The 22,612-nt window shown below is 67.4% G+C and carries 22 protein-coding genes; 14 read left to right on the top strand and 8 right to left on the bottom strand.

Features of this window, described 5'->3' with window-relative positions; translation table 11 throughout:
* Nucleotides 1-2: 2 nt before the first annotated feature.
* From RHOSA_RS0108845 to RHOSA_RS0108815, 7 genes are all read left to right on the top strand, one after another.
* Entirely contained in the window at nucleotides 3-776 is a 774-nt protein-coding gene (locus RHOSA_RS0108845; protein ID WP_027288386.1) for an MlaE family ABC transporter permease, read from the top strand.
* On the top strand, nucleotides 773-1,573 hold the full coding sequence (locus tag RHOSA_RS0108840; RefSeq protein ID WP_051431974.1) for an ABC transporter ATP-binding protein: 801 nt from the start codon (nucleotides 773-775) through the stop codon (nucleotides 1,571-1,573). Before RHOSA_RS0108845 ends, RHOSA_RS0108840 begins: the two co-directional genes overlap by 4 nt.
* A 13-nt stretch (nucleotides 1,574-1,586) precedes the next feature.
* The gene (gene radA / locus RHOSA_RS0108835) at nucleotides 1,587-2,984 is read left to right on the top strand and encodes a DNA repair protein RadA (protein ID WP_027288384.1); all 1,398 of its coding nucleotides are present in this window, start codon (nucleotides 1,587-1,589) and stop codon (nucleotides 2,982-2,984) included.
* A gap of 119 nt (nucleotides 2,985-3,103) precedes the next feature.
* Nucleotides 3,104-3,802, top strand: coding sequence for a CvpA family protein (locus tag RHOSA_RS0108830; RefSeq protein ID WP_027288383.1), 699 nt, complete (start codon nucleotides 3,104-3,106; stop codon nucleotides 3,800-3,802).
* Entirely contained in the window at nucleotides 3,799-5,253 is a 1,455-nt protein-coding gene (gene purF, locus RHOSA_RS0108825) for an amidophosphoribosyltransferase (protein WP_027288382.1), read from the top strand. Before RHOSA_RS0108830 ends, purF begins: the two co-directional genes overlap by 4 nt.
* Before the next feature lie 135 nt (nucleotides 5,254-5,388).
* Entirely contained in the window at nucleotides 5,389-6,111 is a 723-nt protein-coding gene (locus RHOSA_RS24155; protein WP_051431973.1) for a DUF2937 family protein, read from the top strand.
* Entirely contained in the window at nucleotides 6,108-6,824 is a 717-nt protein-coding gene (locus RHOSA_RS0108815; RefSeq protein ID WP_027288381.1) for an SDR family NAD(P)-dependent oxidoreductase, read from the top strand. Before RHOSA_RS24155 ends, RHOSA_RS0108815 begins: the two co-directional genes overlap by 4 nt.
* Nucleotides 6,825-6,855: 31 nt before the next feature.
* On the opposite strand, the gene RHOSA_RS0108810 is transcribed toward RHOSA_RS0108815, so the two are convergent.
* Genes RHOSA_RS0108810 through RHOSA_RS21455 form a run of 3 tightly spaced genes read right to left on the bottom strand, consistent with a single transcriptional unit; the run spans nucleotide 6,856 to nucleotide 9,334 of the window.
* Nucleotides 6,856-8,229 (bottom strand): sensor histidine kinase, encoded by a 1,374-nt coding sequence (locus RHOSA_RS0108810; RefSeq protein WP_200372057.1) that lies wholly within the window; start codon nucleotides 8,227-8,229, stop codon nucleotides 6,856-6,858.
* Nucleotides 8,230-8,246: 17 nt separating this feature from the next.
* Nucleotides 8,247-8,936, bottom strand: a complete 690-nt coding sequence (locus RHOSA_RS0108805; protein WP_027288379.1) for a response regulator — start codon at nucleotides 8,934-8,936, stop codon at nucleotides 8,247-8,249.
* On the bottom strand, nucleotides 8,936-9,334 hold the full coding sequence (locus RHOSA_RS21455) for a PepSY domain-containing protein (protein WP_081728594.1): 399 nt from the start codon (nucleotides 9,332-9,334) through the stop codon (nucleotides 8,936-8,938). Before RHOSA_RS21455 ends, RHOSA_RS0108805 begins: the two co-directional genes overlap by 1 nt.
* A 138-nt stretch (nucleotides 9,335-9,472) precedes the next feature.
* On the opposite strand from RHOSA_RS21455, the gene RHOSA_RS21450 reads away from it, so the two are divergent.
* The 3 genes from RHOSA_RS21450 to RHOSA_RS0108785 all read left to right on the top strand — a co-directional run bounded on the left by RHOSA_RS21450 (nucleotide 9,473) and on the right by RHOSA_RS0108785 (nucleotide 11,419).
* Nucleotides 9,473-10,222: a cytochrome b/b6 domain-containing protein gene (locus tag RHOSA_RS21450; RefSeq protein ID WP_051431972.1), complete on the top strand. Its 750-nt coding sequence runs from the start codon at nucleotides 9,473-9,475 to the stop codon at nucleotides 10,220-10,222.
* Nucleotides 10,223-10,297: 75 nt separating this feature from the next.
* Complete coding sequence (locus RHOSA_RS24150; protein WP_051431971.1) at nucleotides 10,298-10,660, top strand: PepSY domain-containing protein; 363 nt, start codon at nucleotides 10,298-10,300, stop codon at nucleotides 10,658-10,660.
* 135 nt (nucleotides 10,661-10,795) lie between these two features.
* Nucleotides 10,796-11,419, top strand: coding sequence for a methyltransferase family protein (locus RHOSA_RS0108785; RefSeq protein WP_027288378.1), 624 nt, complete (start codon nucleotides 10,796-10,798; stop codon nucleotides 11,417-11,419).
* A 63-nt stretch (nucleotides 11,420-11,482) separates the two neighbouring features.
* Here RHOSA_RS0108785 and der read toward each other — a convergent pair whose 3' ends face one another.
* The 5 genes from der to RHOSA_RS21435 all read right to left on the bottom strand — a co-directional run bounded on the left by der (nucleotide 11,483) and on the right by RHOSA_RS21435 (nucleotide 17,055).
* On the bottom strand, nucleotides 11,483-12,847 hold the full coding sequence (der, locus tag RHOSA_RS0108780) for a ribosome biogenesis GTPase Der (RefSeq protein WP_027288377.1): 1,365 nt from the start codon (nucleotides 12,845-12,847) through the stop codon (nucleotides 11,483-11,485).
* Between the two features lie 46 nt (nucleotides 12,848-12,893).
* On the bottom strand, nucleotides 12,894-14,207 hold the full coding sequence (locus tag RHOSA_RS0108775) for a PQQ-like beta-propeller repeat protein (RefSeq protein ID WP_027288376.1): 1,314 nt from the start codon (nucleotides 14,205-14,207) through the stop codon (nucleotides 12,894-12,896).
* Nucleotides 14,204-14,845 carry a tetratricopeptide repeat protein gene (locus RHOSA_RS21440; protein ID WP_051431970.1) on the bottom strand — a complete coding sequence of 214 codons (642 nt, stop codon included), beginning with the start codon at nucleotides 14,843-14,845 and terminating at the stop codon, nucleotides 14,204-14,206. Before RHOSA_RS21440 ends, RHOSA_RS0108775 begins: the two co-directional genes overlap by 4 nt.
* A gap of 204 nt (nucleotides 14,846-15,049) precedes the next feature.
* Nucleotides 15,050-15,895: an SDR family oxidoreductase gene (locus tag RHOSA_RS0108765; protein ID WP_027288375.1), complete on the bottom strand. Its 846-nt coding sequence runs from the start codon at nucleotides 15,893-15,895 to the stop codon at nucleotides 15,050-15,052.
* A gap of 65 nt (nucleotides 15,896-15,960) precedes the next feature.
* Complete coding sequence (locus RHOSA_RS21435) at nucleotides 15,961-17,055, bottom strand: GlxA family transcriptional regulator (protein WP_081728593.1); 1,095 nt, start codon at nucleotides 17,053-17,055, stop codon at nucleotides 15,961-15,963.
* Between the two features lie 232 nt (nucleotides 17,056-17,287).
* Here RHOSA_RS21435 and RHOSA_RS0108755 point away from each other — a divergent pair, with 232 nt between their 5' ends.
* From RHOSA_RS0108755 to RHOSA_RS21430, 4 genes are all read left to right on the top strand, one after another.
* Nucleotides 17,288-18,541, top strand: a complete 1,254-nt coding sequence (locus RHOSA_RS0108755) for a sarcosine oxidase subunit beta family protein (protein ID WP_027288374.1) — start codon at nucleotides 17,288-17,290, stop codon at nucleotides 18,539-18,541.
* A gap of 62 nt (nucleotides 18,542-18,603) precedes the next feature.
* On the top strand, nucleotides 18,604-18,897 hold the full coding sequence (locus RHOSA_RS0108750; RefSeq protein ID WP_027288373.1) for a sarcosine oxidase subunit delta: 294 nt from the start codon (nucleotides 18,604-18,606) through the stop codon (nucleotides 18,895-18,897).
* Between the two features lie 63 nt (nucleotides 18,898-18,960).
* A complete protein-coding gene (locus RHOSA_RS0108745; protein ID WP_027288372.1) occupies nucleotides 18,961-21,969 on the top strand; it encodes a sarcosine oxidase subunit alpha in 3,009 nt (1,002 codons plus the stop codon).
* A complete protein-coding gene (locus RHOSA_RS21430; RefSeq protein ID WP_156092624.1) occupies nucleotides 21,962-22,612 on the top strand; it encodes a sarcosine oxidase subunit gamma in 651 nt (216 codons plus the stop codon). The genes RHOSA_RS0108745 and RHOSA_RS21430 overlap by 8 nt, the downstream gene beginning before the upstream one ends.

Genomic DNA, 22,612 nt, shown 5'->3' with positions numbered 1-22,612 from the left:
GCATGGTGCTGCTGCAAATCGTTGGGCGGGCCTTCCTCAACTTCCTGGCCGCCGCCGGTCGCCTGTTCCTGTTCACCGCCCAGGCCGTCTCGCACATGGTGCGCCCGCCGTTCTATTGGCGCAGCCTGGGCCGGCAGATGCTCGACGTCGGCTTCTATTCGCTGCCGGTGGTCGGGCTGACGGCGATCTTCACCGGCATGGTGCTGGCGCTGCAGTCCTATACCGGCTTCGCCCGCTTCTCCGCGGAAAGCGCGATCCCGAACGTGGTCGTGGTCTCGATCACCCGCGAGCTGGGCCCGGTGCTGGCCGGCCTGATGGTCGCCGGACGCGTTGGCGCGGCAATGGCGGCTGAGATCGGCACGATGCGCGTGACCGAGCAGATCGACGCGCTGACCACGCTCGCGACCAACCCGTTCAAGTACCTGGTCGCCCCCCGGCTGTGGGCCGGCATCATCACCCTGCCGGTCCTGGTGCTGACGGCGGATGCGATCGGTATCTTCGGTGGCTATCTGGTGTCGACCTACAAGCTCGGCTTCAACCCGGCCGTTTACCTGAACAACACGCGCGAGTTCCTGGAGGTGATGGACGTCGTCTCCGGCCTCGTGAAAGCGGGCGTGTTCGGGTTCCTGATCGCGCTGATGGGCTGCTACCACGGCTACCACTCCCGCGGCGGTGCGCAGGGTGTCGGCGGCGCCACCACCAACGCGGTGGTGTCCGCCTCGATCCTGATCCTGTCGTTCAACTACGTGATCACGGAGCTGTTCTTCGCCCGATGACCGAGACGAACGGCGGCACGACCCAACAGCCCCCGAAGATCCGCGTGCGCGGCCTCTACAAGGCGTTCGGCACGCATCAGGTGCTGAACGGTCTGGACATCGACGTGGCCGAGCAGGAGTCGGTCGTGGTGATCGGCGGTTCCGGCACCGGCAAGTCGGTGCTCCTGAAATGCATCCTGGGCATCCTGGAGCCGGACGCCGGCACGATTGAGGTCGACGGGCAGAACGTGGTCGGCCTCAAGGGTCCCGCGCGCGACGAACTGCTGCGCAAGTTCGGCATGCTGTTCCAGAACGCCGCCCTGTTCGACTCGCTGAGCGTCTGGGAAAACGTCGCCTTCGCCCTGGTCCAGCGCGAGAAGATGGACAAGAAACGGGCACGGGCGGCGGCGATCGACAAGCTGGCCCAGGTCGGCCTGCAGGAAACCGTCGCCGACCTTTACCCGGCGGAACTGTCAGGCGGCATGAAGAAGCGCGTTGGCCTCGCCCGAGCGATCGCGACCGATCCGGAAATCATCTTTTTCGATGAGCCCACGACCGGTCTCGATCCGATCATGGGCGACGTGATCAACGATCTGATCGTCTCCTGCGTGCAGGAGCTGGGCGCCAGCACGCTGTCGATCACCCACGATATGGCGAGCGCGCGTAAGATCGCCCACCGGGTCGCGATGCTCTACGAAGGCAAGATCATCTGGCAGGGCCCGGTCGCGGAGGTCGACACGACCGACAATCCCTACGTCCAGCAGTTCGTCCACGGCCGCGCCGAAGGGCCGATCCGCATGCCGGTGCGCCAGGAATAGTCCCGAGCCGCCGATGGCCAAGCCGAAGTCCCAGTTCGTCTGCCAGTCCTGCGGCAGCGTGCATGCCAAGTGGCAAGGGCGCTGCGATGGCTGCGGAGAATGGAACACGCTCGCCGAGGAAGAGATCGCCCAGGCCGCGCCTGGCGGGCTGTCCGCCAAACGGGGCAAACGCGGGCGGGGGCTGGAGTTCGTCGACCTCGCCGGTCAGGCCGACCGGGAACCGCGCCGGGTCTCCGGGATCGCCGAGTTCGACCGGGTGTGCGGCGGCGGACTGGTCGAAGCCTCCGCCGTGCTGGTCGGGGGCGACCCCGGCATCGGCAAGTCCACCCTGGCCCTGCAGGCCGCCGCGGCGCTGTCGATGCGCGAGGGCACGAGCTGCGCCTACATCTCCGGCGAGGAGGCGATCGATCAGGTGCGCCTGCGGGCCCGTCGCCTGGGCCTGGCGAACAGTCAGGTACAGCTGGCCGCCGCCACCAACGTCCGCGACATCGCCGCCGCGCTGGATAGCGCCGACGCCCCGGACGTCGTCGTGGTCGACTCGATCCAGACGATGTACGTCGACAACCTGGAAAGCGCGCCCGGCACGGTCGGCCAGGTCCGCGCCGCCTCGCAGGAATTGATCCGGTTGGCCAAGGCGCGCGGTTTCACGCTGCTACTGGTCGGCCACGTGACCAAAGAGGGGCTGATCGCGGGCCCGAAGGTGCTGGAGCACATGGTCGACACCGTCCTCTACTTCGAGGGGGAGCGCGGCCATCAGTTCCGCATCCTGCGCGCGGTCAAGAACCGCTACGGCGCGACCGACGAGATCGGTGTGTTCGAGATGACCGACGGCGGACTGGTGGAGGTCGCCAACCCCTCTGCCCTGTTTCTGGCGGAACGCAACGGCCAGGTCTCCGGCGCCAGCGTGTTCGCTGGGATGGAGGGCACGCGCCCCGTGCTGGTCGAGATCCAGGCGCTGGTGTCCGCCTCGCCGCTCGCGACGCCGCGCCGGGCCGTCGTCGGCTGGGACGGCAACCGCCTGTCGATGGTGCTGGCGGTCCTGGAAGCGCGCTGTGGGCTTTTACTGGCCGGTAAGGATATCTACCTAAACGTCGCGGGCGGTTTGCGGGTGGGTGAGCCGGCTGCCGACCTCGCGGTCGCCGCTGCCCTCGTCTCCGCCGCCTACGACCGGCCTGTGCCGGAGGATACAGTGATCTTTGGCGAGATCGGATTGTCAGGCGAGATCCGCGCGGTTGGCCAAAGCGAGCAGCGCCTGAAGGAAGCCGCCAAACTCGGTTTCGAGCGCGCCTGGACGCCGCCGCGCAGAGGCGGTAAAGCCAAGGCACCGCCCGGACCGGATGGACTCGGCCTGGAGGAGCTGAGCCACCTGGAGGAGTTGGTTGCGCGCTTCGCCGACGGCGGCCGCGCCTGAGAGGTTCGGTCGGTTCATGGACAGCCGCGCGCTCCCAGGCCGTGCGATCGATCGAGCGCCGACCGCGCAGCCATCCCACCAAGCCCCCTAGCGCCCGACGCGCCTAACAGGACGCCCCGATGGCCGACTTGCCGATCAACTTCATCGATATCGCGGTGCTCACGGTGCTGCTGCTCTCCGGCGCGCTCGCGTTCATGCGCGGATGCGTGCACGAGGTGCTCTCGGTCGGCGCCTGGGTCGGCGCGGGCCTGGCGACGCTGTACGGCTTCGAAACGGCTCAGCCATTCGCCCGGGATATCATCGCGATCGACCTGCTGGCCGACATCGTCGCCGGCGTGGTGATTTTCGTGGTCACGCTCGTCGTGCTGTCGATCATTTCCCGGGTCTTCTCCAACCGGGTACGGGAAAGCTCGCTGGGCGCCCTCGACCGCTCGCTTGGCCTGGTGTTCGGCCTGGTGCGCGGCGTGCTGCTGGTCGCGGTCGCCTGGATGCTGATGACCTGGGCCCTTCCCAATCCGAACGAACGGCCCAGCTACCTGCAGGAGGCGAAGAGCGCGCGCCTGGTCGCGGCGACGGCCTCGGCTCTGGAAAGCGCCCTGCCCGAATCCCTGCGCCATCAGGGAAGCTCGGCGGCCGGCCAGGCCCAGCAGGGTGCCAAGGATGCGCAGGACCTTAAGGACGCTTACGACGTACTCAGTCGGCCCAAGACGGAAGCGCAAGACCCGAAACGCGAACCGGGCTATAACGAGGAGCAGCGGCAGGACTTGGACCGTCTATTCGAAAACCAAGCGTCCGAAAACGGGAGCGGCGAGCAATGATCACGACCAACCCGTTCGACGACGACAAACTCCATGAGGAGTGCGGCGTCTTCGGCATCTTCAACAATGCAGACGCCGCGAAGCACACCGCGCTCGGCCTGCACGCCCTGCAGCACCGCGGACAGGAAGCCGCCGGCATCGTCAGCTACGACGACACGCAGTTCAACGCCTACCGTGACGCCGGTCACGTCGGCGACATCTTCTCCAGCCCGGAGCGGATGCGCCGGCTGGAAGGCCACTGCGCGATCGGCCATAACCGCTATTCGACCAGCGGCGACACGGTGATCCGCAACGTCCAGCCCCTGTTCGCGGAGATGGACTTCGGCGGTTTCGCGGTCGCGCACAACGGCAACCTGACCAACGCCCGCAAGCTGCGCCGGGAACTGGTGCGCCGCGGCTCGCTGTTCCAGTCGACCACCGACACCGAGGTGGTGATCCATCTGATGGCGACCGCCCCGGCGCACACCGTGATCGAGCGGCTGATCCACGCGCTTAAGCAGATCGAGGGCGCCTACTCCTTCACCGCGTTGACCGACAGCGAGCTGATCGGCGTACGCGATCCCCTCGGGGTGCGGCCGTTGGTACTGGGCACGCTGGGCGACAGTTACATCCTCGCCTCGGAGACCTGCGCGCTCGACATCATCGGCGCGGATTTCGTGCGCGACATCGAGCCGGGCGAAATGGTGGTGATCGACAAGGAAGGGCTGCGCTCGCTACGCCCCTTCCCGCGCCAGCGCCAACGGATGTGCGTATTCGAGTACATCTACTTTTCCCGCCCCGACTCCCAGATTGAGGGCACCAGCGTCTACGAAGCGCGCAAGCGCATCGGCGCCGAGCTGGCCCGCGAAAAGGAGACCCACGCCGACCTCGTGGTGCCGGTGCCGGACTCCGGCGTGCCAGCGGCGATCGGCTATTCCAATCAGGCGAATATCCCCTTCGAGCTCGGCATCGTGCGGAACCACTACGTCGGGCGCACCTTCATCGAGCCGACCGATTCGATCCGCCACCTGGGCGTGAAGCTCAAACACAACGCCAACAGCGCGCTACTGCGCGGCAAGCGGGTCGTGCTGGTCGACGATTCGATCGTTCGCGGCACCACCAGCGCCAAGATCGTGAACATGGTCCGCCAGGCCGGCGCGGCGGAGGTGCACATGCGCATCGCCGCGCCGCCGACCCGGCATCCCTGCTTCTACGGCATCGACACACCGGACGAGTCGGAACTATTGGCTGCGCGCTTCGACGTCGACGGGATGGCCGAGGAGATCGGCTGCGACACCCTGGCGTTCATCTCCGACGACGGGCTGTACCGCGCCATGGGCTATCCCAAGCGCAACGCGCTGCAGCCGCAATTCTGTGACGCTTGCTTCACGGGCGAATACCCGATCCGCCTGACCGACCAGGTTGAAGGCGAAAGCCGCCAGCGCCAACTGAACTTGCTCGCGGAGGGCTGAACGCGCGCCCCGTCGCCGTCCCCTCAAAGGAGGGAGCTTGACTGACCTGAACCTCCGACCGGCGCTCGACGGCACAGGCCTGCGGGTTCTGACACCGCACCGCCGGGCCCCGAGCGGCCTGTTAGCCTGACAGCCGTGTTCGCACGGCTCGCCAACGGTCTGTTCGCGGCCGCCGGGGCCGCCAGCGCGGCGCAGTTCCCGGCCTTTTACCAACAGTACTTGCAGCACCTCTCCGGCCGGCTTGCGCAGGCGCGCGACGACCTCGCCCCGGTAATCCAGGACGCGCAGGCGCGCGGTCTTTCCGTCAGCGACTATCTGGACCGCGCGGCGACCGAAGGCGGCGAGTTGACCGGCACGCTGGTGGCGGGCTATCGCTCCACCTATCAGGCGTTCGAACGGTTGCAGGCCGCGCATCAGGCGCTGACCGACGCGGGCCCGCTGGACCGTCCGCTCGCGCTTGCCCGCCATCTCGACATGCAGATCGTCGAGGGCACGCTCCACGGCTTCGCCCCGGCCCTGCCGTTGACGGTGGAGGGCGGCGGCTACGCGCTGGCGGGACTGCTGCTCGGGCTGCTCGCGGTGTGGACGTTGGAGCGTCCGGCGCTTGCGGTGCGCCGGCGCCGACATGTCCGCCGGCTGCGCCGGCAAACCGCCGACGCAGCGAGCAGAATAGCGCCGCTCGGCCCCGCCGAAGGCACGCGGCGCGAGCCCCGCTTGCTGCCCGCGCGCACGCCTGCGGCGGAAAGCGCCCTGGACCCCGGACAGGCCGCTCCGGCACAACACACGACACACACACCGCGCGACGCGTCGGCCAAGACGCCCACGCTCAACGCGAGGCAGGAGAAGACCCGGACATGACCGAACAGCAGGGCCGCCTGCAGAACCGCATCGCCGTTGTCACTGGCGCCTCCCGCGGGATCGGCCGCGCGGTCGCGGAGCGGTTCGCCGCCGAGGGCGCGACCGTCGTCGCGATTGGGCGCACCAAGGGCGCGCTGGAAGAACTGGACGACGCGATCGCTGCGACCGGCGGTCCATCGCCGGTCCTGGTGCCGCTCGACCTGCGCGACTTCGACGCGCTGGACCGGCTGGGCGGCTCGCTGTTCGACCGCTACCAAAAGGTCGACATCCTGGTCGGCAACGCCGGCGCGCTCGGCCAGCTGGGCCCGATGAGCCACATCCCGCCGGATACCTGGCAGGAGGTGATGGACATCAACGTGACCGCGAACTTCCGCCTGATCCGCAGCCTGGATCTGCTGCTGCGCCAATCGGATGCCGGCCGGGCGATCTTCACCACCAGCGGTGTCGCCCGCACGCCGTTCGCCTACTTCGGCGCCTACGCCGCCTCCAAGGCCGCGCTGGAGCATATGGTCAAGGTCTGGGCGGCAGAACTGAACAAGACCAACATCCGGGCCAACCTGCTAGACCCAGGCGTGGTCCGCACCAGCATGCGCGCCCATGCCTTCCCCGGCGAGGACCCAAACCAGCATCCCGAACCGGCCGCAATCACCGAACGCTTCGTCGAGCTGGCCGAACCGGCGTGCACGCACCACGGCGAGGTGGTGCACGTCTGATCGTGGCATAGAGCCGTGCGCACGCCCGGTTTTACGCGTCCCCAGCCGCCGGCAGCGTGAGCGTCGCGCACAGGCCACCAAGATCGGAGTCGCCGAGGGCGACCGTGCCGCCGTAAAGCTCCGCCAGCTCGACAACGATCGCCAGGCCGAGACCGGACCCGTCGACGCGGGTGTCCAAACGGCGGCCACGGTCGAACACGGCCATGCGCTGGTCCTCCGGCAGGCCGGGGCCGTCGTCGTCCACCGCGATCACAAGCCAGCCCTCCGTCGCCGCGGGCCGGGCGGACAGGCGTACCTGAGCGTGCGCCCACTTGCAGGCATTGTCGACCAGGTTGCCCAGCATCTCTTCCAGGTCCTGCCGGTCGCCGCGGAAGGCGGGTACGGTATGCCCGTCAGCCTCAACCGATAGCTGCTTGGCCGCGTAGAGCTTGGACATCGTACGGGCCAGGCGTTGCAGCGCCGCCTGCGCGTCCGCCCGACTCCCCGGCACGTCGACCGTCGCGGCCACGCGGGCACGGGCGAGGTGATAGTCGATCTGGCGCTGCATGATGCGCGTCTGCTCGGCGATCCGCGCAGCAAAGGCGGCTTGGCCGGTGTTTTCCAGGACCGCGGCTTCATTGGACAGCACGCTGAGCGGGGTTTTCAGGCCATGGGCCAGATTGCCGGCCTGCGTGCGCGCCTGCTCCACGACCGTCGCGTTGCGCTGCAAGACGGCATTCAGGTCCGTGACCAGGGGCTGAATCTCCGCTGGATAGGTGCCTTCGAGCCGTTGTGCCCGCCCCGCGCGCACCTCGCCCAGCGCTCGGCGCAAGCGGCCGAGCGGGCGCAGGCCGCCAGCGATCTGCGCCCCAGCCGCAGCGATCAACCCAAGCCCGAGTACCGACAACGACACCGTCAGCACCCGCGCGAACCGCTGCACGGCCGTATCCAGCACCACCGCGTCGCGGGCAACCACCAAGCGTAGCTGGTCGTCACGACCCGGCAGGCGGACCGCGCGCTCATATGCGATCAGCGCGGCCTCACCAGGTCCGGTGAGGCGATGACGGTGCACCTGACCGTTCAACAGCGTATCCGACGGCAACGGGAGCGCCGCGTCCCATAGCGAGCGGGAGCGCAGCAGCACCTCCCCGTCGCTCGCCTGGACCTGCCAGTAGGTGCCGGAATAGGGCCGCTCGAACTGTGGCGGGCTGAGGCTTCCAGTCAGGGTCAGGCTATCCTGCGGACCGACCTCCAGATTGGCCGCGAGTTGATTCAGCAACGCTTCCTGCCGCTGGGCGAACTGGTCTTCGATATGCGCTGCGAAAATACGGGTCAGCACGACGCCCGTGACGACCAGGGCGAGCGCGATCCACAGCATGGCGCCGAGCAGCAAGCGGAACGACAGCGAGCCGGGACGCACTCCCACAGGCCAGCGCAGCCCCATCACCGCCCAGCCCCGCCGCGGTACGGCTCACCGTCCGCCTCGATCCGGTAGCCGAGCCCGCGTTCCGTTTTGATCAGAGCCTGCCCGAGCTTCTTGCGCAGTCGGCGGACGAACACTTCGATCGTGTTGCTATCACGATCGAGATCCTGGGCGTAGACGTGCTCGCTCAACTCCATGCGGGAGACGGTGCGCCCCTGGTGGTGCATCAGGTAGGACAGCACGCGGTACTCGTGCGCGGTCAGGCTTACCGGCGCACCATCGACCGTCACACGGTTGGCGCGCGTGTCCAGTGTCACCGGTCCGCACGTCAGCTCCGCGGAGCCGTGCCCGCTCGCCCGACGAATCAGTGCGCGCACGCGAGCGACCAGCTCGGCCATCTGGAAGGGCTTCGAGAGATAGTCGTCGGCCCCCGCATCGATGCCTTCCACCCGCTCGGTCCAGGCACCACGCGCCGTCAGGATCAGGACGGGAACGTGGTTGTCGCTCTCGCGCCAGGAACGCAGGACGGACAACCCATCCAACTTGGGCAGCCCCAGATCCAACACGACGGCGTCGTAGCTTTCCGTCTGTCCCAGGAATTCGCCCGCCTCACCGTCAAAGGCCTGATCCACCGCATAGCCGGCGTCGGTCAGTGCCGCACATAGCTGGCGCTGCAGATCCGCGTCATCCTCGATCACCAGCAAACGCATCAGTCGCCGAACCAGTCCCAGCTGTCGTGATCGTCGTCGCCATCCTCATGCTCGCGGTCGTCGCGGTCGTGCGCTTCCAAGCCATGACCGCGCGCCTTCAGCAGCTCCCCCGTCCGCGCGTCGTAGTACAGCTCGGTGACCGCCCCGTCGTCGGACAGCATCTTCACCTCGTAGACCAGTTGTCCGTCGAACGGATCATGTTGCTCCCGCTCCAGCTCGACCGCCAGCATCTCGCCGGCAAAATCGCGGCGTACGCGCGCGAGGACCTCCTCCAGCGGCAGGATTTCGCCGCGCTGAACGGCCTCGCGCGCCTGCTCATGGTCGCTGCTGGCGTGCGGTGCAACGCCCAGAGCAAGCAACAGCAGGCCGGCGAGCAGAAAAGGTGACAGACGGGTCATGGCAACCGCCCTTCTACCCCGGGCGCGGATGAACGTGAACTGAACAGCCCATTCAAGCTGCGTTCAGCCACGCTTCGGCAGGGTCCGACGCGACATTGCTCGCAACTCCCCACACAACCATTAGGAGGAAACCGGACCATGCCGACCCCGGCTCGGATCAAAAGCTTCTTCGTCTGGGACCTACCCACACGGGCCTTTCACTGGCTGCTGGTCGCCTCCGTCACGGTCGCCTACATCACCGGCGGCGAAGAGGACGGCTTCGAGTTTACGCTGCACGTTGGCGCCGGCTACCTGGTCGCTGCACTACTGATCTTCCGCATCGTCTGGGGCTTCCTGGGCAGCGAACACAGCCGCTTCCGCGACTTCCTGCCCACCCCCAATGCCGTGAAGACGCACATCCAGGGTCTGCTGTCGGGCAAACCGAAGCACTACGTCGGCCACAACCCGGTCGGCGGGCTCGCGATTTTCGCCATGATCGCGGTTCTGCTCGCAACCCTCTACACCGGCCTGTTCGGCGGCGGCGAGGAGCTACACGAAACCTTCGCCAACCTGATTCTGATCATCGCGATCGTGCACGTCATCGGCGTGATCGCCGAGACCATCCTGACTGGCGAAAATCTGGTGCCCGCGATGATCCACGGCCGCAAGAAGCTGCCCGAAGACACCGATGGTGCTCAAGACAGCCAGCCAGCCGGCGCCAGCCGCGTCCTTGCCTCGCTCGCTGCGGTCGGGATCGCCGCCGTTGCCGGCGTCACCAGCGGCGCCACGCCCTGGCCCCCGACCGAAGCCGCGTTCGAAAGCGAAGAGCACGAACAGGCGGAGGCCGAGGACCACAAAGAAACCGGCTACGGCGAGGAAGAGGAATACGAGGCGTACGAGGACGACTGAGCCAACCGCCCTCACCTAGTTAGCCATAGCCCCCTGCTCTCAATCACACGACATCGTCATCAAAGGAGGCGCACCATGCGTACCCGTTCGCTTCTTCTGGCCAGTGCCCTGGTGCTCGCCAGCGCTGCGGGCACAGTTGCCCTGAACGGCATCCAGGCCACCCACGCCGCCAGCAGCGGCGGCGCTGGGGACACCGGCCAAAGCGTCCAGCAGCAGAGTCGCGATGATACGAACAAGCTCCAGACCGGTCAGCGGACAATGCCGATGGAAGAGGTCATAGGGAAGCTCAGCCGGCAAGGCTACAGCGACATCCGCGAAGTCGAGCGCGATGGCCCGGACCGCTACGAGGTCGACGCCCGCGATGCCGAGGGCCGCCGGGTCGAGCTCAAGGTCGATGCCGTCACCGGCAAGGTCCTGAGCCGCGAGGACAACGACTGACGCGCGTCTGGACTCCCCGCGCGTCCGTCGGCCCCCGCCGCCGTGCCCGCCCCGGCGGCGGGGGTGCCTGCCGCTCCCAGCGACGCCCCCACAACATCACCCCATACCCCCCAAAACCAGACGAGGTAATGGCGCATGAAGGGCGAGGCCTCACGACTGTCAAAACTTCAACACGCTCGCAAGCGTGCCCTGTGGCTTGTCGCCGCCAGCTTCAACGCCGCGTTTCTCGCAAGCGTACCGGCCTGGACAGCTGAAGGCCCCAGCGAACAAACGATCGAGATCGCCGGCTTTGCGGTCATCGCGCTCGCTGTCCTCGGACGCACGTGGTGTACCCTCTACATCGGGGGACGCAAGAAGCGCACGCTCGTGACCGAAGGCCCCTACAGCCTGAGCCGCAATCCCCTCTACGTTTTCTCCGTCATGGGGGCATTTGGGATCGGTGCAACCAGCGGCAGCATCGTCATGGGCGCCTTGCTTGCCGCGGCGGCGGCAGCGATTCTGGACATTGTGATCCGCCGTGAAGAGGCATATCTGACCGAACACTTCCCGGTTGCTTACCTCGAATACATGCGCAGCGTGCCACGCTGGCTCTCCCCCGACGCGCACTGGCATGACGCGGAAACCGTCGAGGTTCGGCCGCGCCTCCTGCTCATCACCCTGCGGGACGCCAGCCTGATGCTGCTAGCACTCCCCGTCGCCGAAGGCATCGAGGCGCTGCACCGCCTAGGCTATCTGCCGGTGCTGCTGCACCTGCCGTAACGCAAGCACCGGTAGCCACGGCCGCTTGACGGCGACGTCCTTTGCGGCTGGCACGCATGCCCCTTACGCGTAGGGGTTCTTGCTCTTTTTCAGGTGGAAGCGCACGGGCACGGCCGGCAGGTCGAAGTCGTGCCGCAGCTCGTTTTCCAGATAGCGCAGGTAGGAATCCGACAGGTCCTTCGGACGCGAGCAGAACAGCACGAAGGTCGGCGGCCGGGCCTTGGGCTGGGAGACGTACTTCAGCCGGCAGCGCTTGCCGCCGACGCTGGGCGGCGGATTGGCGGCCTCAACCTCGGACAGCCACTGGTTCAGATCAGGGGTCGCGAACTTGCGATTCCACAGGTCGTAGACCCGCAGCACCTGATCCAGCAGCTTCTGCATGCCCGTCCCCTTGAGCCCCGAGACGGGGACGACGGGGACGCCCTTGACCTGCGGCAGCGAGCGGGTCAGGCGATCGGAGACGGCGCTGCGCACCGGCTCCTTCTCGCCGACCGCATCCCACTTGTTGAGCGCGAGGACGAGCGCCCGCCCCTCTTCAATCGTCTGGTTGGCGATCGTCAGGTCCTGCTTGTCCAGACCCTGTTCGGCGTCGATCACCAGCACGACCACATGGGCGAACTGCACCGCCCGCAGCGCATCCGCGACCGCGAGCTTCTCCAGCTTCTGGTCAACCCGCGCCTTGCGGCGCAGGCCGGCGGTATCGACCAGCTTGATCTCGCGGTCCTTGTAGACCCAGTCAACGGCGATCGAATCGCGCGTGATCCCGGCTTCCGGCCCGGTCAGCAGTCGCTCCTCACCGAGCAGGCGGTTGACCAGCGTCGACTTGCCGGCGTTCGGCCGGCCGACGATGGCGAGGCGCAGCGGCCCCGCATCGGCTTCCTCCGAAGCGTCCTCGGCTTCGGCGTCGGCTGCGAGCTCATCGGCATGGCCGGTCGTCTGCGCGACCTCGCTCAGCAATTCGTGTACCTCTTCCAGGCCGATGCCATGTTCGGCGGAAAAGGCCACGGGATCGCCGAGGCCGAGCGTGAACGCCTCCGCCAGACCGGCCGCCCCCGCCTGCCCCTCGCACTTGTTGGCGAGCACCAGCACCGGCTTGTCGCCGCGGCGCAGCTTGTCGGCGAAGATCTCGTCCGTGGCGGTGACGCCGGCGCGCGCGTCCAGCATCATCAGGACGACGTCGGCTTCCTCGATCGCGATCTCGCTCTGCCGGCGCATGCGCGCCTCGAGGCTATCGTCGTCGACGTCCTCCAACCCGGCGGTATCGAACAGCCGGAAGGTCAAGTCGAACAGCTTGCCCTCGCCCTCGCGCCGGTCGCGGGTCACGCCCGGGGTATCGTCGACCAGCGCGCTGCGCCGGCCGGTCAGGCGGTTGAACAAGGTCGACTTGCCGACGTTCGGCCGGCCGACGATGGCGACGGTCAGGGTCACGGGAACACCGGTTGCGTTTCGTCGGTGGATCGCTGCCGGGCGCGGGCTAGCGGTAAGCCGCCAGGGTGGCGTCGTCGGTCAGGATGTAAAGCGTTTCGTCCGCGACGACGGGCGGCGCGGCTGGTGCCCCCGGAAGATCGATCGCCCCCAGCACCTTGCCATTGTAGGGCGACACGGACACCGCCTTGCCGTTGGATCCTAGCAGGATCAGTCGGTCGCCAGCCAGCACCGGCCCCTGCCAGACGATCGGCCCGTCCTTATCGTCCGGGTCCTCCCATTGCGCCAGCTGGGTCACCCAGCGGATCCGGCCGGTCTCGCGCTCCAAGGCCAAGAGTTCGCTGCGAACAGTCACCATGAACAGCCAGTCGCCGGCGATCCAGGGCATCTCCATCCCGGCCAGGCGCTCATCCCAGACGCGTGCGCCACGGCGGGTGTCGATCGCGGCCATGCGGTTGGCGTTGGAAATGGCGTAGACACGGTTGCCGTCGGCCACCGGTTTGGCACGCACATCGGTCAGGTTGGCGACAGAGTCCGTCCGGGCGATCCCGGCCAGGCTGTCGCTCCACAGCGAGCGCCCGTTCTCCGGCAGGAGCGCGTACAGCTCGCCCGAGGAATAAGCGACCAGGACAGAAGCGCCGGTGGCCGCCGGGCTGGCGGAGCCGAGCAGGCCCGCCTGCTCCTCGATCCCCTGGTGGGTCCAGATTTCGCTGCCGTCGCGGGTCGACAGAGCGACCGTTTCGTTGATGATCGTCACCGCATAGACGCGCCCATCACGTACCGTCGGGCCAGCGCGCATCGGCGCGCTGGCGTCATAGGTCCAGACGGTCTCGCCCGTCTCGGCGTCGAGCGCGAACACCCGGCCGGCGCCAGTGGTGACGAACAGCCGACCGTCGGCGAACGCGACCCCGCCGCCGAACACCCCATCGGCGTCCTCGATCAGCTCGCGCCGCCAAACAGTTGCGCCATCTTCGACGTCATAGGCGCCGACCGTGGCCACGGCATCCATGGCATAGACCCGGCCATCCGCCACGACCGGCTGGCTCATGATCTGCTGACGGTCGTCGGAGGATTCGCCGACGTCCACCGACCAATCGCGCGATGGGGAATCGCCCAGTTCCAGATGGAACATGGCATGACTCGGATTGCCGCCGGGCTGCGGCCATTCGGCGTTGACGTAGGGACGCGGCAGCTGAACCTGTCGGTCCTGGATGGTCTCGTCCGGGCTCAACCGCTGTTCGGGGCCGAGCACGTCGATCCGCTCGCCTTCCAGACGGTCGGGATCCTCTTCGAACCAGCTGCAGGCGGCCAGTGTGAGTACAAGCCCGGCGAGGGCGCCATGGCGCAGTAGCGCGCGAATCATTCCTGCAGCAGCTCCAGCATTTGGGTGGCACGGCGGCGCTGGGCCGGGGGCACATCGCTACCGTCGGCGATCTGCTTGAACAACTCGACGGCTTTCGCGTCGTCGCCCTGTTTGTGGGCGAGCGTTGCCTGCAGCTCCAGCGCCGTCCAGCGGTATGGGCTTTCCTGAGAGGCGAGCGGCTGCAACTGCTCAGCCAGCTGCTCGGGATCGCCGCTGTCGACCTGATGGACGACCGCGAACACCGTGGCAAGCTCGCGCAGCGGATCGTTGCCGCCACTATCCGCAATCCGGTCCCAGATCTGGACGGCCTGCTCCGTCTCCCCCTGCTCGGCCAGCAGCTCCGCGCGGCGGAAGGCCGCCAACAGGGCATAGCCGCTGCCGGACGGATCGGACATCTCGGCCAACTTTTGCAGGCCCTGCTCGGTCTCATCCTGTTGCAGCAACTGAACGGCGGCGTTGTAGCTGTCGGATGCATCAAGGGCCTGACTGCGCTGCCATTGCTGCCAGCCCTGATAGCCCGCGACCGCCAGGACAAGCACCACGGCGGCGGCAATCACGAAGACCCCGTACTTCTTCCACAGGGTCGCGTAACGTTCCTTGCGGATCTCCTCGTCGACCTCGCGGAAGATATCACTCACGGCGGTATCGGCCCTCGTGCCCGGGTTGGCGCGCTGCCCGCAAGCGGACGGATGCGCGGATGTGCGTCAATCTGGTGCGTCATAAAGCAGCCCACCGCACAGCTTGCAAGCGGCGGGCTGAAAGCGCGCGTCACCCTAGCCAAGCGCGCGCCCCCTTGCAAAGCCCGTGCGCGGCGCGCCCGGACGCCGCATGGGCGCCCCCGCCTACCCCTTTTTCCGCTTCGGGTTCATGGCATCCCACTGCTGTTCGCTCAGGGCGTCCATGAAGTTGAACTGGCCGGCACCTTTCAGCCACTCGCCGCCGTCGATCGCGACCACCTCGCCGTTGATGTAGCTGGACTGGTCGGCCAACAGGAACACCGCAAGGTCCGCGAGTTCGCCGTGCTCCCCGAAGCGCTTGGCCGGAATCCGGTTGCGCCAGGTGTCCTCCAGCTCCTGGGTGGGAACCAGACGGTCCCAGGCCCCCTCGGTCGGGAACGGGCCCGGCGCGATCGCGTTCAGACGGATGTTCCGGTCGCCCCATTCCACCGCCAGCGACTGCGTGAGCGCGCGTACGCCGGCCTTGGCGCAGGCGCTGGGCACGACGTAGGCACTGCCCGTCCAGGCGTAGGTGGCGACGATCGACAGCACCGTGCCCACATGCCCGTCGCGCAGCCAGCGCCGCCCACATCCGAGCGTGACGTAGGCCGTCCCATTCAGGACGATGCCCGTGATCGCGTCGAACGCCCGCGGGCTCAGTTCCTCCGACTTGGCCAGGAAATTGCCAGCGGCGTTGTTGACCAGCGCGTCCAGCGGCCCGTCCTGCCAGATCGTCTCCAGCATCGCCTCGACCGCGTCCGCATCGCGAATGTCGCAGACGTGGCTGGCCGTGCGCCCCGGAAAGTCGGCGTCGAACTCCGCCCGGGTCGCATCCAGCGTATCCGCCCGGCGGCCGCAGATCACGAGATGCGCGCCGAGTTCCAGGACCCGTCGGCCGAGCGACTTGCCGAGCCCACTGCCACCCCCGGTGATCAGCACGCGCTTGTCCTGCAGGAGATCCGACCGATACATCAAACTCTCCCCATAAAACTCTGATTCTGTTGTCAGGATTGCCGACGGGATGCCGCCCGGCGGGGCTATTTCCCGGCGACCGGCGTCTGCGGGCCGACTTGCTTTCCGGACTTCCTGTTGGCCTGTTTATCCACCTGGGCACGCGCCTGATTGGCGTCCAATTCGTCGAGTTCGGCCGAGCCGCCCTCGTCCTCGCTGGGCAGACCGCGCTCCTTGCGCGGCGTGCGGCCGAAGAAGTCGCGGTAGCACTTGGAGAAGTGGCTGGCGGAGACGAAGCCGCAGGCAAGCGCGACGTCGATCACCGACATGTTGGTCTGCAGCAGCAAGAGACGCGCCTTGTTCAGCCGCAACTCCAGATAATAGCGCGCCGGCGAGCGGCCGAGGTACTTGCGGAACAGCCGCTCCAGCTGGCGCGTCGACAAGCCGGAGGTGCGCGCGAGGTCGGCGCGCGACAGCGGGTCCTCCAGATGCTTTTCCATCAGGTCGATCACCGACAGCAGCTTGGGGTGACGGACCCCCAGGCGCGCCGGCAAGGAAATCCGCTGGTGGTCGTGGCGGTCGCGGATACGCTCGTGCATGAACTGGTCGGCCACCCGCGCAGCCAACTCGTGGCCGTGCTGCATGGCAATCATGTTCAACATCATGTCGATGCCCGCAGTCCCGCCAGCGCAGGTGAAGCGTTGACGGTCGATCTCGAACAGTTCCGTGGTGACCTCGAGTTCGGGGAAATCCTCTGCGAAGGCCGCCAACGCTTCCCAGTGGATCGTGCAGTTGTACCCTTCCAAGAGACCGGCACGCGCCAGGACGTAGCTTCCGGTCCCGATCGCCCCCAGGTCGACCCCCTTGCGGTCCAGCTTGCGCAGCCAGTTTATCAGGGTCTTGTCGGTTACCTTGTGCGCGTCGATTCCCGCACAGACCGCCACCGTCTGCAGATCGTTGCCCGACTCCAGATCCCCGTCGGGCGTCAGGTGAAAGCCGTTCGATGCCGCCAGCGGCTCGCCCGATATCGTTAGCAACGGCCAACGATAAAGAGTCTTGCCAGCCAAGCGGTTAGCAAGCCGCAGGGTCTCGATCGCGCTCATCAACCCGATCATTGAGAAGCGCGGCACGACTACGAAGCCGATCTTCTGCGGAAGCTCCCGCGGCACGGTACCCAGCATGCTTTTGACCCAGCAGCGTCCCTATTTCGTTGCAATCAGATGACTCGATTCAAGCACATAAGATCGGGTGTCGCGATCTGAAAGTTTTCTGCCGGAGATCGGCTAGCCCCTCAAGCCTGGCCAGCGTGTTCTGAACCCTGCAGGCATCCCGATTTCCGCGCCGTCCAGGCGGGCAGTGACGCGGGGTCCTGGGATCCGGTTCACCGCTTGGATGGGAGCGCGCGGCAAGAGCATGACAGCTCGCTACTCGATCTTCTCGCTGGTCAAGAACGCCCTGTCCTATCACGAGAACTGGCAACAGGCCTGGCACTCGCCAGAGCCGAAGAAGCAGTACGATGCCGTGATCGTGGGCGGCGGCGGCCACGGCCTTGTGACCGCCTACTATCTTGCCAAGGAACACGGCCTGCGCAACATCGCCGTGATCGAACGGGGGTGGCTGGGCGGCGGCAACACCGGCCGCAACACCACGATCGTGCGCTCCAACTACATGTGGGACCAGTCCGCCGCGCTGTACGAGCACTCGCTGAAGCTCTGGGAGAACATGACCCGGGAGCTGAACTTCAACGTGATGTTCTCCCAGCGCAGCGTGCTCAACCTCGCCCACACCCTGAACGAAGTGCGGATCACCAAGCGCCGGATCAACTCGAACCGCCTGAACGGCATCGACAGCGAGTGGCTGGAGCCCGAGGACGTCAAGCGCGAGGTGCCGATCATCGACCTACGCGGTGGCGGTCGCTATCCGGTGATGGGTGGCTCGATCCAGCGGCGCGCGGGCACGGCGCGCCACGACGCGGTGGCCTGGGGCTATGCCCGCGCCTGCTCCGAGATGGGGGTCGATATCATCCAGCAGTGCGCGGTCGAAGGCTTCGACATCGAAGGCGGCCAGGTCACCGGCGTGCGCACCTCCAAAGGCCACATCAAGACCAACAAGGTGGGTCTCGTGGTCGCCGGGCACTGCGGCGTCCTCGCCAACATGGCCGGGTTCAAGCTGCCGGTGAACTCCCGGCCGCTGCAGGCGCTGGTCAGCGAACCGGTCAAGCCGATCGTCCACAACGTGGTGATGGCTGGCGCGGTGCACGCCTACATCAGCCAGTCCGACAAGGGCGAGCTGGTGATCGGCGCCGGCACGGACGCCTACAACGGCTATTCGCAGTGGGGCTCCAACCCGGTCACCGAGGACACGCTGGCGGCGATCTGCGAGCTGTATCCCCTGTTCAAGCGCATGCGCATGCTGCGCCAGTGGGGCGGCGTGGTCGACACCTGCCCGGATGCGAGCCCGATCATCGGGCTGTCGCCGGTCAAGGGCATGTACCTGAACTGCGGCTGGGGCACCGGCGGCTTCAAGGCGACGCCCGGCTCGGGCCACATCTTCGCGGACACGGTGGCGAACAACCGTCCGCACCCGATCGCCGCCCCGTTCGCCCTGGACCGCTTCCGCACCGGCTTCCTGATCGACGAACACGCCGCCGCCGGTGTCGCGCACTAGCCAAGCCTTTTTTCGACCCGACACGCCGACGCGTTCCCTGCGCGAGACGAGGACCAGAGACGATGCTGCGAATCCCCTGCCCCTACTGCGGCGAGCGCACTGAGAACGAGTTCTCCTACGGCGGCGAGGCGCACAAGGTGCGTCCGGAACGCCCCGAGGAAGTCTCCGACGCGCAGTGGGCCGACTACCTGTTCCTGCAAAAGAACACCAAGGGCACGTTCTACGAGCGCTGGGTCCACACTTACGGCTGCCGGCGCTGGTTCAACGTGGTGCGCGACACCCTGACCAACGAGGTCCACGGCTCCTACAAGATGGGCGAGGAGCCGCCCAAGGTGGACGAGAAGACCTACGTCTAACCCGCGCCGCCCGCGCGAGACGCGCGGGCCGAGAGGCACGCTGTTTTTGAGGATACGCCGGGCATGGCGCAGAACTTCCGCCTGAACGACCGGGGCCGGGTCGACCTGCAACGCCCCATCGACTTCACCTTCAACGGCAAGCGCTACCGCGGGTATGCCGGCGACACGGTCGCCTCCGCGCTGCTGGCGAACGGCATTCACCTGGTCGGGCGGTCGTTCAAGTACCACCGCCCGCGCGGCATCCTGGGCGCCGGCGCGGAGGAGCCGAACGCCCTGCTGCAGGTCGAAAGCGGCGCGCGCACCCTGCCCAACATCCGGGCCACCCAGGCCGAGCTGTACGACGGCATGTCGGTTACGAGCGTCAACGCCTGGCCGGGGCCGGAAACCGACGTCAACGCCGTCAACCAACTGTTTTCCAAGCTTTTCCCGGCGGGCTTCTACTACAAGACCTTCATGTGGCCGGGGAAGGCCTGGCCGTTTTACGAAAAGGTGATCCGTCACGCCGCCGGCCTGGGCAAGGCGCCGACGGAACCGGATCCCGATTTCTACGACAAGCGCTACGCCCACTGCGACGTGCTGGTCGCCGGCGGCGGGCCAGCCGGCCTGGCCGCCGCGCTGACGGCGGCACGCAGCGGCGCGCGCGTAATCCTGGCCGACGAGAACCCGGAGTTCGGCGGCGCACTGCTGTCGTCACGCGAGATGATCGACGGCAAGCCGGCGATGGAGTGGGTGCAGGCGACGCTGGACGAACTGCGCCAGCATCCGGAGGTGCGGATTCTGCCGCGCACCATCGTGTTCGGCTACTATGACCACAACTGGATCGACCTGCTGGAAAGCCGGACCGACCATCTCGCCGAGAAGCCGACCGACCGGCCGCGCCAGCGGATGTGGAAGGTGCGCGCGCAGGAGGTCGTGCTCGCGACCGGCGCGATCGAACGGCCGCTGGTGTTCGTCGACAACGACCGTCCCGGCATCCTGCTCGCGAGCGCGGCGCAGACCTACGTCAACCGCTACGGGGTCAAGCCCGGCGAGCGCTGCGTGCTGGTCACCAACAACGACGGCGCCTACCAGGCCGTGCTCGACCTGCACGAGGCGGGGATCGAGATCGCCGCGGCGATCGACGTCCGCGCGGAAGCGAGCGGCCCCTATACCGAGCGGGCCAGGCAGGCAGGCATCCGTATCCTGGCCAACCACGGCGTGGCCGCTGTGAAAGGGGCCAAGCGAGTGCGCGCGCTGGTGGCCGCACCGCTTGCCGACGACGGCGAGAGCCTGTCCAGCGGTAACAGTGAAGAGATCGCCTGCGATTTCGTGGCCAACGCCGGCGGCTGGAACCCGACGGTTCACCTGTTCAGCCAATCCCGTGGCAAGCTGCGCTTCGACGCGGAGACGGCGGCATTCGTGCCCGATCGCTCGGTCCAGCGCGAACGCTCGGCCGGCTGCTGCCAGGGCACCTGGGGCCTCAAGGGCTGCCTGAAGGACGGCTTGACCGCCGGCGCGGAGGCGGCGAAGGCCGCCGGTTTCCCGGACACCAAGGCCGGCACCACGCCCAAGGCCGGCGACGACGGCTTCCTGCCGGCACGCTGGCTGTGGACCGTGCCGGGCGAGAAGCCGCTCGGCCACAAGGGCAAGCATTTCGTCGATTATCAGAACGACGTGACCGCCGCCGACCTGCTGCTGGCGATCCGCGAGGGCTATACCTCGATCGAGCACGTCAAGCGCTACACCACCACCGGGATGGCGACCGACCAGGGCAAGACGTCCAACGTCAATGCGCTCGGCATCGTCTCGCAGGCGCGCGGCCTGCCGATCCCGGAGATCGGCACGACCACCTTCCGCCCGCCCTACACGCCCGTGACCTTCGGCGCCTGGGGCGGGCGCGACGTGGGCGACCTGTTCGACGCCGAGCGGCACAGCCCGATGCACTCCTGGCACGTGCGCGCCGGGGCGGAGTTCGAGAACGTCGGCCACTGGAAGCGCCCCTGGTACTACCCCAAGGCGGGCGAGAGCATGCACGACGCGGTGCAGCGCGAGAGCAAGGCGGCGCGCGAGAGCGTGGGCATCCTCGACGCCACCACCCTGGGCCGGATCGACATCCAGGGCCCAGACGCCGTGGAGTTCCTGAACCGCGTCTACACCAACGGCTGGAAGACCCTGAAGCCCGGCATGGCCCGCTACGGGCTGATGCTGGGCGAAGACGGCATGGTGATGGACGACGGCGTCACCGCCTGCCTGGGCGAGAACCACTACCTGATGCACACCACTTCCGGCGGCGCCGGCGGCGTGCTGGCGCATCTGGAGGAATACCTGCAGACGGAGTGGCCGGACCTGCGCGTCTATCTGACGACCGTGACCGAGCAGTACGCCACCGCCGCGATCGCCGGGCCGAACGCCCGCAAGCTGCTGCAGGAGGTTACGGACATCGATCTGTCGCCGGAGGCGTTCCCGTTCATGACCTTCCGCGAGGGCACGGTCGCGGGCGTGCCGGCGCGGGTATTCCGGATCTCCTTCTCCGGCGACCTCAGCTTCGAGATCAACGTCCAGGCGGACCAGGGCCTGCACATGTGGCAGACGCTGATGAGCGTAGGCGAGAAGTACGACATCACGCCCTACGGCACCGAGACGATGCACGTGCTGCGCGCCGAGAAGGGCTTCATCATCGTCGGCCAGGAGACCGACGGCACGGTGACGCCGATCGACCTCGGCATGGACAAGCTATGCTCTTCGAAGAAGGACTTCATCGGCAAGCGCTCGCTTTCCCGCCCCGACATGCAGGACCCGCAGCGCAAGCAGTTCGTCGGTCTGCTGCCCGACGACCCCGGCGAGGTGCTGGAAGAAGGCGCGCAACTGGTCGAGACGCTGAAGGACGCCCCGCCGATGCAGATGGTCGGCCACGTCTCGTCCAGCTACATGAGCCCGAACCTCGAACGCTCCTTCGCGCTTGCGCTGGTCGAGGGCGGTCACCAGAAGCACGGCCAGAAGATCTTCGCGCCCATGCCGGGCGGCAAGACGATCGCCTGCACCATCACGAACCCGGTGTTCTTCGATCCGGAAGGGGAGCGCCTCCGTGCCTGACAGCATGATGACGACCGCGGCTAGCCTGCGGCACAGCCCGTTTGACCCACTCCACCTCGCCGCGCGCACGCAGGACGGCTTGCAGGGCGCCGGTATCGGCCTGATCCCATGCAACTTCCGGGGCCTAGTAACCCTGCGCGTCGACCTGACGCGCGAGCCCACGGCCCAGCAGGCGGTCAAGGACGCGACCGGCCTGGACCTGCCGACCACCCCCAACACGGCCGCCAGCGCCGGACCGCTGCACATCCTTTGGCTTGGCCCGGACGAGTGGCTGTTCGTGGTTGACGACCCGGCCCCGGACGCCGGCGCCGACCTGCTCACCAAGCTGACCGGCGTGCTCGACGGCGTGTTCGCTCAGGTGCTCGATGTCTCCGGCGCGCAGACCACGATCGGGATCACCGGGCCGGACGCCCGTGAGGTTCTGGAACGCGCCGTCCCGCTCGACATGCATCCGCGCGCCTTCCAGCCGGGCCAGGTCAAGCAGACCCTGTTCGGCCGCCACACCGGCGTGACCCTGCACCTCAAGGACGACACGCCGAGCCTCGACCTTTACTGCCGGCGCTCCTTCGCCGAATACGTCTGGCGGTATCTGGAAGATTGCGCGAAAGGCGCCGAGACGACGCTGGCGGTGGTGCGGGGGTGA

It is taken from the genome of Rhodovibrio salinarum DSM 9154 (assembly GCF_000515255.1).
Taxonomy (GTDB): Bacteria; Pseudomonadota; Alphaproteobacteria; order Kiloniellales; family Rhodovibrionaceae; genus Rhodovibrio; species Rhodovibrio salinarum.
The sequence above is the reverse complement of the archived record's forward strand: the minus strand, read 5'-3'. Positions and strand labels throughout refer to the sequence as shown.